15 protein-coding genes are annotated in these 16036 nt (G+C 67.9%); 6 read left to right on the top strand and 9 right to left on the bottom strand.

Annotation, left to right across the window (positions count from 1 at the left end; translation table 11 throughout):
- Positions 1-25: 25 nt before the first annotated feature.
- The 5 genes from B7R21_RS01440 to B7R21_RS01460 all read left to right on the top strand — a co-directional run bounded on the left by B7R21_RS01440 (position 26) and on the right by B7R21_RS01460 (position 6246).
- Positions 26-1063, top strand: a complete 1038-nt coding sequence (locus B7R21_RS01440) for a carbohydrate ABC transporter permease (protein WP_116281469.1) — start codon at positions 26-28, stop codon at positions 1061-1063.
- Entirely contained in the window at positions 1060-1881 is an 822-nt protein-coding gene (locus B7R21_RS01445) for a carbohydrate ABC transporter permease (protein ID WP_116281470.1), read from the top strand. The genes B7R21_RS01440 and B7R21_RS01445 overlap by 4 nt, the downstream gene beginning before the upstream one ends.
- Positions 1882-1961: 80 nt before the next feature.
- The gene (locus B7R21_RS01450) at positions 1962-3341 is read left to right on the top strand and encodes an ABC transporter substrate-binding protein (protein ID WP_116281471.1); all 1380 of its coding nucleotides are present in this window, start codon (positions 1962-1964) and stop codon (positions 3339-3341) included.
- Positions 3338-4222 carry a glycerophosphodiester phosphodiesterase gene (locus B7R21_RS19925; RefSeq protein ID WP_172592001.1) on the top strand — a complete coding sequence of 295 codons (885 nt, stop codon included), beginning with the start codon at positions 3338-3340 and terminating at the stop codon, positions 4220-4222. Before B7R21_RS01450 ends, B7R21_RS19925 begins: the two co-directional genes overlap by 4 nt.
- A gap of 71 nt (positions 4223-4293) precedes the next feature.
- Complete coding sequence (locus B7R21_RS01460; protein ID WP_116281472.1) at positions 4294-6246, top strand: cation:proton antiporter; 1953 nt, start codon at positions 4294-4296, stop codon at positions 6244-6246.
- 109 nt (positions 6247-6355) lie between these two features.
- Here the strand turns inward: B7R21_RS01460 and B7R21_RS01465 are convergent, their stop codons facing one another.
- The 7 genes from B7R21_RS01465 to B7R21_RS01495 all read right to left on the bottom strand — a co-directional run bounded on the left by B7R21_RS01465 (position 6356) and on the right by B7R21_RS01495 (position 13205).
- A complete protein-coding gene (locus B7R21_RS01465; protein WP_116281473.1) occupies positions 6356-7270 on the bottom strand; it encodes a MetQ/NlpA family ABC transporter substrate-binding protein in 915 nt (304 codons plus the stop codon).
- Positions 7271-7335: 65 nt separating this feature from the next.
- Positions 7336-8097: a methionine ABC transporter permease gene (locus tag B7R21_RS01470; RefSeq protein WP_116281474.1), complete on the bottom strand. Its 762-nt coding sequence runs from the start codon at positions 8095-8097 to the stop codon at positions 7336-7338.
- Positions 8094-9245 carry a methionine ABC transporter ATP-binding protein gene (locus B7R21_RS01475; protein ID WP_253259574.1) on the bottom strand — a complete coding sequence of 384 codons (1152 nt, stop codon included), beginning with the start codon at positions 9243-9245 and terminating at the stop codon, positions 8094-8096. Before B7R21_RS01475 ends, B7R21_RS01470 begins: the two co-directional genes overlap by 4 nt.
- On the bottom strand, positions 9202-10590 hold the full coding sequence (locus B7R21_RS01480; RefSeq protein WP_116281476.1) for an LLM class flavin-dependent oxidoreductase: 1389 nt from the start codon (positions 10588-10590) through the stop codon (positions 9202-9204). Before B7R21_RS01480 ends, B7R21_RS01475 begins: the two co-directional genes overlap by 44 nt.
- An 80-nt stretch (positions 10591-10670) precedes the next feature.
- Positions 10671-10907: a hypothetical protein gene (locus B7R21_RS01485; RefSeq protein WP_116281477.1), complete on the bottom strand. Its 237-nt coding sequence runs from the start codon at positions 10905-10907 to the stop codon at positions 10671-10673.
- Between the two features lie 112 nt (positions 10908-11019).
- Positions 11020-12567 carry a helix-turn-helix transcriptional regulator gene (locus tag B7R21_RS01490; protein ID WP_116281478.1) on the bottom strand — a complete coding sequence of 516 codons (1548 nt, stop codon included), beginning with the start codon at positions 12565-12567 and terminating at the stop codon, positions 11020-11022.
- A 77-nt stretch (positions 12568-12644) separates the two neighbouring features.
- Positions 12645-13205 carry a hypothetical protein gene (locus B7R21_RS01495; protein ID WP_116281479.1) on the bottom strand — a complete coding sequence of 187 codons (561 nt, stop codon included), beginning with the start codon at positions 13203-13205 and terminating at the stop codon, positions 12645-12647.
- A gap of 278 nt (positions 13206-13483) precedes the next feature.
- Between B7R21_RS01495 and B7R21_RS01500 the strand changes: the two genes are divergently transcribed.
- The gene (locus B7R21_RS01500) at positions 13484-13930 is read left to right on the top strand and encodes a DUF4440 domain-containing protein (protein ID WP_116281480.1); all 447 of its coding nucleotides are present in this window, start codon (positions 13484-13486) and stop codon (positions 13928-13930) included.
- A 48-nt stretch (positions 13931-13978) separates the two neighbouring features.
- On the opposite strand, the gene B7R21_RS01505 is transcribed toward B7R21_RS01500, so the two are convergent.
- Positions 13979-15094, bottom strand: a complete 1116-nt coding sequence (locus B7R21_RS01505) for a diacylglycerol/lipid kinase family protein (protein ID WP_147305767.1) — start codon at positions 15092-15094, stop codon at positions 13979-13981.
- Positions 15095-15114: 20 nt separating this feature from the next.
- Positions 15115-15912, bottom strand: coding sequence for a ferritin-like domain-containing protein (locus B7R21_RS01510; protein WP_116281482.1), 798 nt, complete (start codon positions 15910-15912; stop codon positions 15115-15117).
- Positions 15913-16036 lie beyond the last annotated feature (124 nt).

The raw sequence follows: 16036 nt of genomic DNA on the forward strand, positions 1-16036 counted from the left end.
AACTGAACAGCGAAGGTGGTTGCAGATGACGTCGACAGCGACGCGCCCAGCGGCGGGTGAGACGCCCGGGCAGGCGGAGACGGGGCGCGGCGCCCAGCCCGCCGCACAGCCCGGCACCGTGCCTCCCGCGAAGCGGAACGTGCCCGATCCGGCCGAGCGAGCCCGGGCACGAAAGCTCCAGTCTCGGCGCACTCAGGCCCGCAACTGGCTGCTCTTCGTGCTGCTCGCCGGCCCGAACATCGCCCTGCTCATCGCTTTTACGTACAAACCGCTGCTGCAGTCGTTCTACTACTCGACGCTGCAGTGGAACATCGGCTCACAACGCGCCATCGATGTGGGGTTCCGCAACTACACCGACTGGCTGACCGATTCGGCGACCCCGCAGGTGGTCGGGGTGACGGTCATCTTCACCCTCGCCACGGTCGGCGGCGGCATGGTGATCGGTCTCGGGCTCGCTCTGCTGCTCAACCAGAAGCTCAAGCTGCGCGGCCCGGCGCGAACGATCATCGTGGCACCCTACGTGCTCTCGGGCGTCGCCGTCGGCCTGCTCTGGCTGTTCGTCTTCGACCCGAACTTCGGCATCGTCGCAGCTGTTCTCGGTGCGATCGGGCTGCCCTCGCCGGCCTGGTACAACGACCCTCAGTGGGCGCTGGTGATGGTGATCATCGTGCAGCTCTGGAAGAACGTGGGCTACATTGCGCTGATCTACCTGGCGGGGCTGCAAGCAATCCAGGCCGATGTGCTCGAAGCGGCGGCGCTCGACGGCGCGGGCCCGGTGCGAACCTTCCGGCGCATCATCCTGCCCCTGCTCGGCCCGACCTCCTTCTTCCTCAGCGTGACCACGCTGCTCTCTTCGCTGCAGAGTTTCGACATCATCCAGGCGATGACGAAGGGCGGCCCGCTCGAGGGCACCACCACGATGATGTACGAGATCTACCGGGAGGGCTTCGTCGCGGGCCGGGCCGGGTACTCGTCTGCCGTCGCCACCATCCTCTTTGTCGTGCTGCTCATCGTGACACTGGTGCAGCTGCGATTCGTCGAACGAAAGGTGCACTACTCATGATGCGCAGATTCCCGATCGGCGGATACCTCGCCCTGTTGGTCGCCGTCGCCGCGATGGTCCTTCCTCTGGTCTGGATGCTGTTGGCCAGCTTCAAGGGCCAGACGGAGATCTACTCCCTCCCCATCCAGTGGCTGCCGTCGTCGTTCGCGCCGACGAACTACAGCGATGCGCTCGACGTGGTGCCGTTCGGGGCGTTCTTCGTCAACAGCGCCATCACCACGGTCGTCGGGGCCGGCATCAAGATCATCCTGGGGCTGATGACGGCCTACGCCCTGGTGTTCATCGAGGTGCCCTTCAAGAAGGTGTTCTTCGCGATCGTGATCTTCGCACTGCTCGTTCCGCAGCAGATCGTGATCATTCCGAACTACACGCTGGTCGCGAGCCTCGGCTGGCTGAACACCTACCAGGGCATCATCGTGCCCGGCCTGGCGAGTGCGTTCGGCACCTTCCTGTTCCGGCAGCACTTCCTCTCGCTGCCGCCCTCGGTGCTCGAAGCGGCGGCGCTCGACGGCGCGGGTCACCTCCGGCGGCTCTGGGCCTTCGTCGTGCCGATGTCGACCCCGACCATCGCAGCGGTCGCCCTCGTCTCGGTGGTCACCGAGTGGAACGAGTACCTCTGGCCGCTCCTGGTGGTCGACCGCCCGAACATGATGACTCTCCCGATCGGCCTCACGCTGCTGCAGAACACCGACGGCATCACGAACTGGGGTGTGCTGATGGCCGGCACGGTTCTGGTCACCCTGCCGATCCTCATCGTCTTCTTCGTGATGCAGCGAAAGATCGTCGCCGGTCTCACCGCGGGCGCGGTCACCGGTTAGCCCCCCTCGCACCAGCACCCCGCTCACCAGCTCCCCCCTCGCCTTCTCCCCACCCCGCCCTCTGACAGAAAGACAGAACCATGACGCCTCGTTTCGATCTCTCGAATGCCTTCCCCAACGGCGTGACGCGCCGCAATGTACTCGCCTTCGGGGCCGCGCTCTCGGGCACGGCCCTCCTCGCCGCCTGCGCCGGGCCCTCCGTGGGCGGCGATGTCGGTTCTGCCGCCTCCGCCACTCCCGCCCAGGACTGGACGAACGTCAAGCCGGCCTCCTCGATCACCTGGTGGACCAACCACCCCGGCAACTCGATGGCGACGGAGCAGGCCATCATCGACGGCTTCCAGGCGGCGAACCCGGGTATCGTCGTCAACATGGTCACGGCCGGTGCGAACTACGACGAGATCGCGCAGAAGTTCCAGGCGGCATCCGGAACCGACAGCGTGCCCGACCTGGTGGGCGCGAGCGACGTGTGGTGGTTCCGTTACATGATCAACCAGCAGATCATCCCGCTCGACGACCTCGCCGCGCACCTCAACGCGAACACCGACGACTTCAACAGCACCCTCTACGGCGACTACGAGTACAACGGCAGCCACTGGGCGATGCCCTACGCGCGGTCGACGCCGCTGTTCTACTACAACAAGTCGCTCTGGAGCGCAGCCGGCCTTCCCGACCGCGCACCCGCGACCTGGGACGAGTTCGACGAATGGGCCCCGAGGCTCAGCGCCGTGATGAACGGTGCGGCCCCGCTCGGTATCGGCAAGGGCACCTCCTGGGCCGCCTGGTGGTTCTGCAACATCATGTGGGGCAAGGGCGGCGCGTACTCGAGCGACTGGACCATGAAGCTCGATCAGCCCGAGACCCTCGAGGCGGGGGAGTACCTCCGCTCGATGATCAACGAGAAGAAGAGCGCCACGGTGTCGGCGACCGACTCGGCGGCCGACTTCGGGGCGGGCCTCAGCGCCTGCACGGTCGCCTCGACGGGTGCACTCACGGGCATCCTGAAGTCGTCGACCTTCGACGTCGGGACGGGCTTTCTGCCGGCCGGCCCGAAGGGCGCGTTCACGCCGACGGGCGGAACGGGCATGGCGATCCCGGCGGGAAAGACGCCCGAGCAGCAGCTTGCGGCCGGAATGTTCCTCAAGTACCTCACCGATGCCGAGCAGACGGCGACGTTCTCGGCGGCGACCGGCTACATGCCGGTGCGCACCTCGGCGATGGATGGCGCCACGATGAGTGCGATCTACACGCAGAAGCCGCAGTTCCGCACCGCGGTCGACCAGCTGAAGAACGCGCGCTCGCAGGACTGGGCGCGTTCGTTCGTGCCGTCGGGCGACAAGTACCTCACCACCGCGCTCGAGCAGATCATGCTGCAGAACTCCGCCGCAGCCGACGTGTTCCCGAAGGCATCTGCCGACATCACCACCTCGTACGAGCAGAACGTGGTGCCGTACCTGTGAGCCCCCTCGTTGTCGCTCCCCGCATCATCGCCCACCGCGGCGCTTCGTCGGTCGCCCCGGAGAACACCATCGCCTCCTTCGACGCCGCGCTCGCGGCCGGAGCCGACGCCATCGAGGTCGATCTGCAGCTCACAGCCGACGGGGTCGCAGTGGTCATCCACGACGACCGCCTCGACCGCACGACCGATCTGGTCGGCTCGGTGGCCGACACGGATGCTCGCTCCCTTGCCTCGGCCGACGCCGGAAGCTGGTTCGCCCCGGCCTTCGCGGGTACCCGCGTGCCGACCTTCGACAACCTGATCGCCTGGGCCGTCCGGCACCCGGAGACGGGATGGCTGCTGGAGTTCAAGGGCCGCTGGGAGGAGCGTTCGCTCGCGCCGGAGCTGGAGAAGGTGCGCCTTGCCGGGATGGTGCCCCGCACCGTCGTGCAGAGCTTCGACGTCGAGACGGTGCGGGCGCTGGGCGCTACGGCCCCGGATGTGCGGCTCGAGTTGCTCGTTTCGGAGCTGCCGGGGTTGCCCGCCCGACGCGCGTGGATAGGGGCTGCGGAGGCTGCCGCCGTCACGCCGCCCGGCGTGGCCGATGCGGAGGCGGCGGCGGTGGGAGCAGCGGAGGCTGCGGCTGCGGCGACTGCGGAGCTCGTTCGTCTGCTGGGCGAGCTGGGCGCCGCCGGGTGCAATCCGTACGGGCTACTGCTCGTCGAGCATCCGGAGCTCGCCGCCGATCTCCGGGCGGCCGGGTACTCGGTGACGCCCTGGACGCTGGATGAGCCCCGACAGTGGGAGCTCGCCGTGTCGGCGGGTGTCGACGGGATCATCACCAACCGGCCCCAGGACCTCGCGGCCTGGGCGGAGGGTGAGGGGACGGGCACGGGCGCCTGAGCCCGCGCCTGCGTCTGCGCCTGCGTGGACTCCGGGCATCCGGAGCCAGCCCATGACAGGCTGGTGACGTGATGGAACTGTTGATCGCGGGGGTGTGCGCCCTCCTGGGCATCGCCGGCGCTGCCCTGCTCGGGCCCAAGGTGCGGATCGCCTCGCCGCTGGTGCTCGTCGCGCTCGGCATCGCGGTGAGCTTCCTGCCGGTGGTGCCGGCGTTCCAGGTCGAGCCGGAGTTGATCCTGGCGGGCGTGCTCCCGCCGCTGCTCTACTCGGCGTCGGTCTCGATGCCGGCGATGAACTTCCGCCGGGAGTTCGCCGCGATCAGCGGGCTCTCGATCGTGCTGGTGATCGCCTCGTCGGTGGTGCTCGGCCTGTTCTTCGCCTGGGTGATCCCGGGGCTCGACCTCTGGTGGGGCATCGCGCTCGGTGCGATCGTGAGCCCCACGGATGCGGTGGCCACCTCGATCGTCAAGAGATCGCCTGTCTCCTCCCGTGCGGTGGCGATCCTCGAGGGCGAGAGCCTGCTGAACGACGCGACGGCCCTCGTGCTGCTGCGTACAGCCGTCGCGGGAGCGGCCGCCTCCGTCTCCCTCTGGGGCACGATCGGCGAGTTCGCCTTCGCGGTCGCCGTCGCCGCTGCGCTCGGATTCGTGGTGGGCCGCCTGAACCTGTTCGTGCGCGCGCGCATCCAGAACGCGACGGTGGGCACGGTCATCTCGTTCACGGTGCCGTTCCTGGCGTCGATCCCGGCCGAGCTGCTGGGCGCATCCGGTCTCGTCGCCGCCGTCGTGGCCGGCCTCGTGACCGGCCGCCTCGGGCCCCGGGTGCTGTCGCCGCAGAGCCGCCAGTCGGACACCCAGAACTGGAACACGGTCGAGCTGGTGCTCGAGGGCGCCGTCTTCCTCCTGATGGGGCTCGAACTCTCGTCGATCTTCGCGGAGGTGGGCCAGGAGCGGATCGGCGTCGGACCGACACTGCTGATCGCGCTCGGCGCCCTGTTGCTGACGATTCTGGTACGGGCCGCCTATGTCGCACCGCTGTTGCGAGGGCTGAAGAAACGCTCGGAGCGCACGGCGAGCATGAAGCCGCGCCTGACCCGGATGGCATCGGCGCTCGCCGACCCGGCCGCCGCAGCCCAGCGCGCATCGGGGATGATCGAGGCTGCGCGTGCGGGGCAGGGCGCGGAGCGGCTGCGCGCCCTCGGGGCCGGTGCGGTCGGTGCCGACGTTGATGCCGGTGCCGATGCAGACGTTCCGCGGACCCCCGGCATCCCGCAGGCGCCCGGCGCGGGATGGGCGCCGGGCGAGGTCGTGGGCGGGCCCGGCTTCGGGCGGGGTGCGGCCGCACGGAACGGCGGAGCGACCTCCGATCTCGCCCTCCGCGCAGACCTCAGCGACCGCGCCCGGCGACGCATCAAGCGGCGACTGCGGAGGCGCCGCCCACCGACCGTCGCCGACATGACCCGGTTCACCACGCGCATCACCCGCACCCTCGCCGACATCGACTACCTCGTGCAGGCGCCGCTCGGTTGGCGAGACGGCGCGGTCGTCGTCTGGGCCGGCATGCGCGGAGCGGTGACGGTCGCAGCGGCCCAGACCCTTCCGCAGGAGACCCCGAACCGCTCGCTCCTTGTGCTCATCGCGTTCGTCGTCGCTGCCCTGTCGCTGCTGGTCCAGGGCGGAACACTGCCGCTGGTCATCCGGTGGCTGAAGCTCGCACCCCTCGACGCGGACCTCGCTGCGGACGAACGGGCCCGCTTGTTCACGCTGCTCAGCGAGACGACGCTGGATGATCATCCGGAAGCCGTGGACAGCACGACCACCACCTCGGAGGACTCGGACGACGTACCCGACGCAGACCGCACCCCGAAGCAGCAGGCGCTGGCCCTCATCGCGGCGAAGCGAACCGTGCTGCTCGACGCCCGCGACGACGGCACCTTCAACGCCGACACCCTCGACGCGGCCCTCTCGGCCCTGGACGCCGATCAAATAGCCCTCCAACTCCAGCCCCCCACCCCCACCCCCTGACCCCACCCCCCCCCCAACACAAATCGAGTGGGCAGTTTGGGCCCCAACCTTGCGGTTTTGGGGCCCAAACTGCCCACTCGATTGGAAAAGGGGAGGGGAGGGGGGAGGGTCAGGGGGCGGTGAGGGGGAGGAGGATGCCCGCGACCGACGGATCCGTGGCGAGGAAGTTCTGCACGGCCGGGTCCTGGAACGCGGCGACCAGCTTCTTGATGTTGTCGGTGTCCTTGAAGTCCGATCCGATCGTGAGCTGCCCGGCGAACTCGTCGGGCGCCTGCGGGGCGAAGATCTGCTTGGCGATCGGGATGTTCGCCGCCAGGTAGTACTCGGTGTAGCCGACGGCCGCGTCGAGGTCGGGCAGTGAACGGGACTGGGCCGCGAAGTCGAGCAGCGTGAACTTCAGGTTCTTCGGATTGGAGGCGATGTCGTCCTGTGTCGCAGTGCCCTTGCTGGTGCCCGGCTTCAGGGTGATGAGGCCGGCGCTGTCGAGGATCCACAGCCCCTGCGCCTCGTTTGCCGGGTCGGAGTACAGCGAGATCGTTCCGCCGTCGGGAATCTCGGAGACGTCGGTGTACTTGTCGCTCCAGAGCCCGAAGCCCCAGCGGAACACCGGCGTCGCTGCCTCCTCCTTGAAGTCGGGGTTCGACTCGAGCACCTGCCCGAGCCAGAGCTTGTGCTGGTACACAGTTGCAGCGACTTCGCCGTCACTCACCGCGCGGTTGATCGTGTTGCTGTCGCTCAGGCCCTTGAACTGCACGTTGATGCCGTACTTGGGCGCGACGTTCGCGGCGACGAAATTCACAAGTGCCTGCTCCGAGGCGTTGCCTTCCGCGGTGGCCACATAGAGGGTTGCGCCGGCCGTGTCGTTCGCTGAGGCGGTCGGGCTGAGCAGCGGGATGGTGATCGCGGCGGCGACGCCGACGACGACCACTGCGGCACCGGCGACAAAGGGCCAGCGGCGGCGCTTCTTGAGCTCGAATCCGAGCTCGGAGTCGGGGCCGGAGCTGTGTGAGGGTGTTTCGGACATGGGGGTAGTACCTCTCGTGGATGCTGTGAGAAAAGAAGGAGAAAAGGGTGGAGCGCGTACCGGGCCTACGCCGGTGACGTCGCGTTCGCCGCTTCGATGTCGGCGCGCGCGATGCGCCGCGCATACCGCCGCCCGCTGGCCGTGGCCGCGTGCGGCGTGGTCATTCGCACCAGCCGGTCGCCGGTGACCTGAACCAGCGCGACGGTCGCGACGAGGATGATGATCGTCGCTCCCATCACCGTGTTGTCGAACCGCTGGTAGCCGTACGTCACGGCGACGTAGCCGATGCCGCCGGCCCCGATCGTGCCGGCGATGGCCGAGTACTCGATCATCGCGATGGTGTTGATGGTGAGCCCGCCGATCAGCGACGGGATCGCCTCAGCGAGCTGCGCGGTGCGAATGATCTGCAACCGTGACCCGCCCGAGGCCTTCGCCACACGCACCAGCGACGGCGGAACGCTCCGCAACGAGTTCTCGACGATGCGCGTGAAGAACGCGATCCCGGCGATCGACATCGGCACGACGGCGGCCGCGATCCCGATGTTCGTGCCGGTGATGAAGCGCGTGAACGGCACGATCGACGCCATCAGGATCAGGAACGGGAGCGATCGCCCGATGCTGACGATCCAGCTCAGCACCTGGTGGAGCGCCGGGTTCTCGAACAGCCCGCCGGGCGCGAGGTTGTGGATGATCGACCCGAGCGGGATGCCCACCACCACCACGATCGCCATGACGATGCCGACCATGATCAGGGTCTCCCCGAGCGCGGGGAAGACCAGCGCGGGGATGTCCGCGAGCGGCACCTGGTTGTTCGCCAGAACGCTCATGCGGCGACCTCCGCCGGCTCGCGGGCGGCGTTCTCGGCGGCGTCGGGAGCGGCGTCCGGAGCGGCGTTCTCGGCGGCGTCGGAAGCGGCGTCCGGAGCGGCCGACGCGGGGACCGGAGCGAGAACGCCCGGCCGGGCGTCCAGACCCAGCGCCGCGGCCGCAGCAACGACGGCGCTCGCGTCCGACGCCCGCAGCCCGATCGTCGCGTTGCCGACGACCGAACCGTTGATCGTCTCGATCGACGCTCCCAGCAGCGAGACCGGCGTCGACAGGGCGCTGGAGAGCCGCGTGACCCAGTCGGTCGGCACGGCCGACGACGTGTAGCTGACCACCCAGGCCGCCTCGTCGAGGCCGCCTGCCAGCGGCACCCGCACCGGGTTCAGCGCCAGCCCGAGCGGCGACGACGCGTCGCGCAGCAGGTCGACGACCCGCCCCGACTCCACGATGTGGCCGTGGTCGAGCCGCGCGACCGAATCGGCGACCTTAAGCACGGTCTCCATCTCATGAGTGATGAACAGGATCGAGAGCCCGAGGTCGTCGCGCAGCTCCTTCAGCAGCGTCGTGATCGACGTCGTCGATTCGGGGTCGAGCCCCGAGGTGGCCTCGTCGGCGAGCAGGATCGACGGCCGGAGCGCGAGAGCCCGCGCGATCCCGACCCGCTGCCGCTGCCCGCCCGAGAGCTCGTGCGGGTAGTGGTTCGCCCGCGACGACAGCCCGACCCGGTCGAGCAGTTCGGTGACGCGCTTCTTCGACTCCCTGGCGGTCACGCCGAGATACCCGAGTGGCAGGGCGACGTTCTCGGCGGCAGTGCGCCGGCTGAACAGCCCGTCGGACTGGAAGATCGTGCCGATGCGACGGCGCGCGATCCGGAGTTTCTCCTCGGAGAGAGACGACAGGTTCTCGCCGTTCACGACGACCGAGCCGGAGGTGGGCCGCTCCAGGAGGTTGACGCACTGCGCGAGGGTCGACTTGCCGGCCCCGCTCGGCCCGACGACCGCAAAGATCTCGCCCGCCGCAACGCTGAAGTCGAGGTTGTCGAGCACGGTGACCGCCGAGGGTCCCTGCCCGTAGACCTTCGTGAGCTTCTCGAGGGCGATCATCCGGTCACGACCCGACGGAGGCGGGTTGCCCCACCCGGTACTGGGCACCGAGGTGCTCCGACGGCAGGCGGTCACCCCGGCCGTGCAGCTTGTTGCGGAGCGTTCCCTCCACGTAGTCGGTCGGATACGCGCCGCGCGCCTGGAGCTCGGGGATGATGAACTCGACCACGTCCTCGAACGTGCCGGGCGTGATCGCGTAGGCGAGGTTGAACCCGTCGACGTCGGTGTCGGCCACCCACTCCTGCAGGTGGTCGGCCACCTCGGAGGGTGAGCCGACGATGAACGGGCCGAGTCCGCCGATCGCGCCGAGCTTGGCGATGTCGCGCACCTTCCACTCGCTGCCGTCCTCGTTCGCGGCCTGGAAGTTCGCCACGGTCGACTGGATCGCGTTGCTCTTCACATTGCCGATCGGCTCGTCGAGGTCGTACTGCGACAGGTCGATGCCCATCCAGCCCGACATGAAGACCAGGGCGCCCTCTTCGCTGGCATATGACAGGTAGTCCTGGTGCTTGGCGTGCGCCTTCTCGCTGGTCTCGTCGGTGATGATCGTCAGCAGTGTGTAGATCTTCGCCGAGTTCCGGTCGCGGCCGGCCGCTTCGAGCGCGTCGCGGATCCTGCCCACCGTCTCCTTCAGCCCGGCCTTCGTGGAGGCGGCCACGAAGATCGCTTCGGCGTTGCCGGCGGCGAACCGGATGCCACGGGGCGAGGCCCCCGCCTGGTAGATCACGGGCGTGCGCTGCGTCGACGGCTCCGACAGGTGGATGCCCGGAACGGTGTAGTTCTTGCCGTAGTGCCCGATCTCGTGCACCTTGGCCGGGTCGGTGAAGACACCCGTCTCCCGGTTGCGGATGACGGCGTCGTCCTCCCAGGATCCCTCCCACAGCTTGTACAGCACCTCGAGGTACTCATCCGCCACGTCATAGCGGTCGTCGTGTTCGAGCTGGTCGTCGTGCCCCATGTTGCGGGCAGCGCTCGGCAGGTAGCCCGTGACGACGTTCCAGCCGACCCGCCCCTTCGTCAGGTGGTCGAGCGTCGACATGCGACGTGCGAAGGGGTACGGATGCTCGTAGGCCGTGCCGGCTGTGATGCCGAAACCGAGGTTCTCGGTGACCGCAGCCATCGCGCTGACCAGCAGGATCGGGTCGTTGACTGGAACCTGCGCCCCGTGCCGGATCGCGGCTTCGTTCGACCCGCCGTACACGTCATACGTGCCGAGCACGTCGGCGATGAAGATGCCGTCGAACCTGCCGCGCTCGAGCAGCTTCGCGAGCTCCGTCCAGTAGGAGAGCTCCTTGTAGCGCCATGACTGGTCCTGGGGGTGGCGCCACATGCCCGACGACTGGTGGGCGACACAGTTCATGTCGAAGGCATTGAAGCGGATCTGCTTGGTCATAGGGACATCCTGAGCGAAGCCGCGCTGCCGCGCATCCGCCCGCGTTACACGGCGTCACAAACCAGATCCCCCCGAGCGGGCTACGCCTCGATGTCGCCCCGAGCGATCGCGTCGGCGTACTTGCGCACATCCGGGCCCGGCTCGTAGTCGATGAACCGATCCTTGAGGCGCTCGTTGAGGGCGGCGTAGATCTCATCGGACGGCTTTCCCTGCATGCTGCCGTTCAACTCGACGACCGCGTCGCGGAGCACGTTGTCGGCGTCGGTGAGCACTTTGGCGCGGGCTTCGTCGTTCCAGCGGATCTCTGATGCGTTCATGTCTCCGACGCTACCCGGCGGGGCCCGCCGGCGAACCCCCCTTGCGCACAGCCTCCCGACGGTGTGCAACGTCGAATTCGCGTCTGTGGTCTGTGGGCTGGCGGGCTGGCGGTCAGGTGAGTATCTCGGGTGTGGCTGCGACCGTGCGGAGAGCTTGCTCGCGGTTCGTCACTCCGAGTTTCCGGTAGATGGTGCGAGCCTGGGATTTGATCGTGTTCGGAGACAGATGCTCGGTCGTGGCTATCTGCTGGATCGTCTGGTCAGTGACCAGGTGGCGCAGAACGACGCGTTCTCGTGGGCTGAGATTCGGGAGGGACAGCGTTCTCTGCTGCCGGAGCGTCAGGCTGAGAGACGTCACGACGCGGGTGAGTTCAGGGGAGTGGGCCTCGTCGGTGTCGGCGATGAGGGTCTCCAGTTCTGTGCGGGTGAAACGGAGGAGAACCGAATAGAGCTTCTCCTGGAGCACGAGCCTGATGAGGGACCGGAAATGGGCGGCGGCTTCCTTCGGTTGCGCGAGCGCGAGATTCGCGGCGGCGAGGACTGCCAGGCGCTCCGCCGTCACGCGCACATGGACCTGCCGGCCTGTGTTCGTCCCCGCGAGAGCGACGGCCTTCTGGGCACCTCCTCGGCGAAGTTCTGCCCATGCACGAAGGACTGTGGCGTGTGGTTTCAGGTCTCCCGACCAGGTCACCGCGGTGAGGGCCCGCTGGGTTGCGTGCATGTCCCCGCTTGAAAGACTCAGTTCGGCCTCAGCGAGAGCGAGGATCTCCGCGTTCAGTCCGTTGTTCCAGGCGCTCTCGGGATGCGCACCTCTGGTTGAACTGAGCCGAGCCAGCTGGGCCCGGAGGTCACCGTCGACGACGGCGAGGATGGACTCGGTGTACAGGCGGAGAGCCCATGGCTCGGGCGCGATGTCGTCGGACAGTGCCGAGTCGAGCGATGCTCGGGCTTGTTCCGGTTCCAGGGCGGTGGCTGCGAGCAGGGCTTGCCCCAGTTCGCCCATGACTCTCACCGTGTCGGTCTGCGACTCACTGAGGGTCGGCCGACGGGCGAGCCAGTTCTCCGCCCGCTTCCTGTCGCCGGAGAATCCGTAGTTGAAGGCGATCGTCCCTGCGGCTTCGACCGCGATGCGATTGTTACCGAACTGCAGAGCTTCGTCATAGGTCTCTTCGTAGCACCGGGATGCGTCTGAGAGCATCCCACCCAGTTCCAGGGTGATGGCCCACTGCAGTCGGATGTCCGGAAGCACGGGCCAGATCGTTGCGAGTGTCGTGTCGGAAACGTCGCGGATCGTGGCTTGGGCCTCGCGGACGGCTGCGACGGAATCACTGAACCTGCCTGCGAATCGTGCGGCGACGCTCTGGCTTGTCAGTTCAGCCAACACGTCCAACAGTCCGCCGCGATGCGTGGGGCTGTGTTGATATCGGTTCGGACGCACGTTGCCGGCCGCGGGAAGGAAGTTGGCGTAGTCCTTCGCCGCAACGAGCCGGGGGCTTGTTCGGAGAAATCCTTCCGGGACCGCATTCAGGAAGGTGCCGAGGAACTCGAGTCGGTGCTGGGAGAGGGCCGGCCAGTGCACTTCGACGAGTGCGATGGCGTCTTCCCATTCCCTGCCGACCATATGTTCCCGGATGGCGTCTTCCACCGCTTCTGTCCCCATTCCCGCAGCCTATCCAACGCTCATCGTGCCCGAGCCCCAGACTGTATTGCCCGCGGCGGTGAACCGGTTGCCGGAGGTCAGGGCTGAACGGTCGCGGTCGCTTCCCCGACGACGACCCCGGCCGTGGTGTCGGTGAGAGCGAAGGAGATGCTCTGCGGGAAGGCGCTCGGCTTGACCCGGACGAAAGTGCTGATCGTCGCGGTGTTGAGCACCCAACTGTAGACATACTGACCGTTCACGATCGTCGAACCCGTGGACGACAGCGTCGAAGTGTCGAAGGTGATGTTCGTGAGGGGTGCCGTCGAGGACACGACGAACGTCCATCCGGGCTTGTACGACGCATATTCCTGCTCTTCGGTCGCCGCTGTGAACGTGGTCTTCGCGAACCCGGTCGATGTGGCGCTCTTCAGGCTCGGGTTGCTGAACAGCTGCGTCGTGGCCGAGAAGGTGGCATCCGGGTATGTGGCGGGCTGGCCGGGCACCACAACAGGAGCGCTCGCCGCGTGAGCGGGGGCTGCGACGGCAAGGGCGATCACGGGCAGCGACCAAGCCGCGCCGACGGCGACCTGGCGCCTTGTCAGACCCTTCTGGGTCTGGGGGGAGGTGAGAAGTTCGCCGTCGGTAGGGGTGAAGCCCATGAGGAGTGGCCTTTCAGGTCGGAGTTCGTGGTCGCGGAATGAAGGCCCTGAACCGCGCTTCTCGACGCGAGAAGAATCAGCCCCAAGGATTCACATCGTCGGCCCACACTCGCAGTGCAGCTCGACGCCCCCGGCCGGATACCCGATTTTTCACCCCTGCTTTAACCCGGAGGGGCCTGGCGAGCGCAGCCTCGAGCAGGCCGGAGTCCCGTACCGCCGGCGGTGTGCCTCTGCCGGGGGACTGGCGGGGCCCGCTCGGCGCGACGTACGGTTGATCGATGGATGAACGTGGGGAGCTTCCGGCCGAGCGCCGGGAGCACGAGTTCCGGGGCGCTGCCGCCCCGGGCGAGGTGGATGAGCTGTCGCGTGCCGAGCATGTCGAGCAGGCCGTGATCCTGTGCGAACGACGGCTGCTCGATCCGGTCGTGCGGCTCGACCCGGAGGCTGTCGAGGCGCTGCTCGACCCGGAGTTCCGCGAGATCGGGCAGTCGGGGCGGCTCTGGTCGCGCCCGGAGATGGTGGCGGCGCTCGCGACCCTCGACATGTCCTCGACCCTCGATGCGCACGAGTTCTCGGATCCGCGCGTCGAGGCCCTCGCTCCGGAGCTGTACCTGCTCACGTACCTGCTCCGAAGCGGATCCGGCCTCACTCGCCGCTCGTCGATCTGGCGGGAGACCGAGGCCGGTCTCCGGTGCGTCTTCCACCAGGGCACCCGCCTCGCCTGACGTCGCGCGTCCGTTCCCCTTCGGGAGGAGCTCAGCCGACGTGCCGCCCTATTCGGCTGACGTGGGCTGTGTTCCTCCCGAACGGGAAGATGCGGCCTCTGCCTCGACGGCGGGCAGGCTCGAGGCCGGCAGTGCCCGGCCGCCGAACGAACCGCGTACGCGGAGCGCGCCCGCCTCGATCCACGCCGTGGCCGAGGTCACCCGGCCGAGGTACTCGCCGTCGATCTCGAAGTCCTGCGCCTCAGTCACGGCGAACGTGATCGCATTCGCCCGCGCGTGGCGCACCGACGAAGTCGTGACGGGGGCCGATCCGTCGGCTGCGGCGCGCGCAGCGGGCTTCCGGGGCAGATACGCGGTGTTGGTGCGCCAGAACCAGTGGATCGCCCGGGCCCACTCGCCGGCACCGAGGGGGCTCAGCACCACCACGTCGAGCTGGCCGTCGTCGATCAGGGCACCGGGGATCATCCGGATGCCCGCCGGCAGCACGCCCGCATTGCCGAGCACGATCGTGTGGGCCGGGGTCTCGGGCAGTGTCACGCCGTCGAGCGTGTAGCTGAGGTCGAAGCGTCGGTTGCGAACGAAGGAGTCGAGGATCGCGCCGACGTACCCGGTCCAGCCGAGGGTGTCCTTGCCCTTGGGCGAGGTGTTGACCACCATCTGGGCATCGACGCCCATGCCTGCCATGACGGTGAACGCGCGGCTGATCGTCTCGCCGGAGTCGAGCACGGCGTCCACCCGGCCGACGTCCACCGTGCGGACCGTCTCGCTGAACGCTGCCCGCAGCGCCTTCCGGGCGTTCACGAACGGCAGGCCGATCACGCCGAGCGGCAGGCCGAGTGCCCGTGCGAAGAGGTTCGTCGTTCCGGTCGGCAGGATTCCGAGCGGAACCTGCTGGTGGGTGAGGGCCTGGGCGACAGCGCTGACGGTGCCGTCGCCGCCGGCAGCGATCACCACGTCGGGGGAGGACTCCAGCAGGCGGAGTGCGGCATCGTGCCCCGGATCCTCCACCGTGGTGGCGGCCCAGAGCGACGGAGCCCAGCCCTTCTCGGCCTCCACCGCGGCGACCATCGCGCGAAGACGTTTCTCCGTGACCTTCGTCGGGTTGTAGACGATCGCGGCCGTCGGCCCACGCCTTTCGGCGGGCACTCCCCCCGGAGTGGACACGGCCGCGCTCAGCTCACCGGTCAGACCGCGGCGATGCCGTGGCCGTCGAGAGAATCGGCGACGATCGTGAGCCCCTTGAGCCCGGGCATCTTGGCGATGTGGGCGTCGATTGCGTTGATGGCCTTACGACCGTCGATGCCACCGAAGATGTGGCCCATCACGTGCTTGACCTCGGTCTGGTCCATGATGGTCGAACCCACCGGGCCCCAGAACTTGCCGAGCGCGAACCGCGCGAACTTCTGGGCGAGCAGGCTCTTGCCAAGTCGCTCACGGGCCTGGGTCGCGTAGAAGGCCACGTGGCGGGCCTCCTGCATCGCGATGCGCTTCAGTAGCTCGGCGAGCACGGGGTGGCCCTCGATCTCGGCGAGTCGCTTGTAGGCGGCCACGGCCGACCACTCGTTCGCGGCGCCCCAGATCATGTGCACGGCGATGAAGTCCTTGCCGACCAGGTTCGAGAGCACCGACTGCTTCACGGGATCGATGCGATCCTTCCAGCCGAGCTTCAGGCGCTTCGACTTCAGCTCGTCGAACTCGAGCTCGATGTCGTGCATCCGGAGCACATCGGCGAGAGCTTCGCCGTGCCAGAACTCCTCACGGTTCCACATCGTCATGAAGCCGGTCACGTCTTTGTCGCGGTGCGAGGGGGTGACGAGCATGTCGCGCATGTAGCAGACCGTGTGGTATTCGACGTCGGCCATGTACCGGATGACGCGGAGGGTGTCGTCCGGCAGCGGATTCGTGCGGAACGTCTCGAAGTCGAGGTCTTCCCAGGCGACGTTCTTCGACGTCTTCGTGTAGTTGTCGATGTCGAAGGCCATGGGCGCTTGAGGCGGTGCACGTTGCCGGGCGGTGCCTCATCCTCCTGTTTCTGAAAGTGCCAAGTTCTGGCGGTCGGGTTCTACCTATTGTGCGGGGTGAATCTGAAAATTGTAGCCATGCCGG

The sequence above is a fragment of the Subtercola boreus genome (assembly GCF_003399625.1).
GTDB classification, from domain to species: domain Bacteria; phylum Actinomycetota; class Actinomycetes; order Actinomycetales; family Microbacteriaceae; genus Subtercola; species Subtercola boreus_C.

Excerpts from the sequence above, each read along its gene's own strand:
- B7R21_RS01500 (WP_116281480.1), top strand. The coding sequence starts at position 13,484 with ATGGATGAACGTGGGGAGCTTCCGGCCGAGCGCCGGGAGCACGAGTTC.
- B7R21_RS01445 (WP_116281470.1), top strand. The coding sequence starts at position 1,060 with ATGATGCGCAGATTCCCGATCGGCGGATACCTCGCCCTGTTGGTCGCC.
- B7R21_RS01450 (WP_116281471.1), top strand. The coding sequence starts at position 1,962 with ATGACGCCTCGTTTCGATCTCTCGAATGCCTTCCCCAACGGCGTGACG.
- B7R21_RS01440 (WP_116281469.1), top strand. The coding sequence starts at position 26 with ATGACGTCGACAGCGACGCGCCCAGCGGCGGGTGAGACGCCCGGGCAG.
- B7R21_RS01470 (WP_116281474.1), bottom strand. The coding sequence starts at position 8,097 with ATGAGCGTTCTGGCGAACAACCAGGTGCCGCTCGCGGACATCCCCGCG.
- B7R21_RS01490 (WP_116281478.1), bottom strand. The coding sequence starts at position 12,567 with ATGGGGACAGAAGCGGTGGAAGACGCCATCCGGGAACATATGGTCGGC.
- B7R21_RS01465 (WP_116281473.1), bottom strand. The coding sequence starts at position 7,270 with ATGTCCGAAACACCCTCACACAGCTCCGGCCCCGACTCCGAGCTCGGA.
- B7R21_RS01510 (WP_116281482.1), bottom strand. The coding sequence starts at position 15,912 with ATGGCCTTCGACATCGACAACTACACGAAGACGTCGAAGAACGTCGCC.
- B7R21_RS01460 (WP_116281472.1), top strand. The coding sequence starts at position 4,294 with ATGGAACTGTTGATCGCGGGGGTGTGCGCCCTCCTGGGCATCGCCGGC.
- B7R21_RS01485 (WP_116281477.1), bottom strand. The coding sequence starts at position 10,907 with ATGAACGCATCAGAGATCCGCTGGAACGACGAAGCCCGCGCCAAAGTG.
- B7R21_RS01480 (WP_116281476.1), bottom strand. The coding sequence starts at position 10,590 with ATGACCAAGCAGATCCGCTTCAATGCCTTCGACATGAACTGTGTCGCC.
- B7R21_RS01495 (WP_116281479.1), bottom strand. The coding sequence starts at position 13,205 with ATGGGCTTCACCCCTACCGACGGCGAACTTCTCACCTCCCCCCAGACC.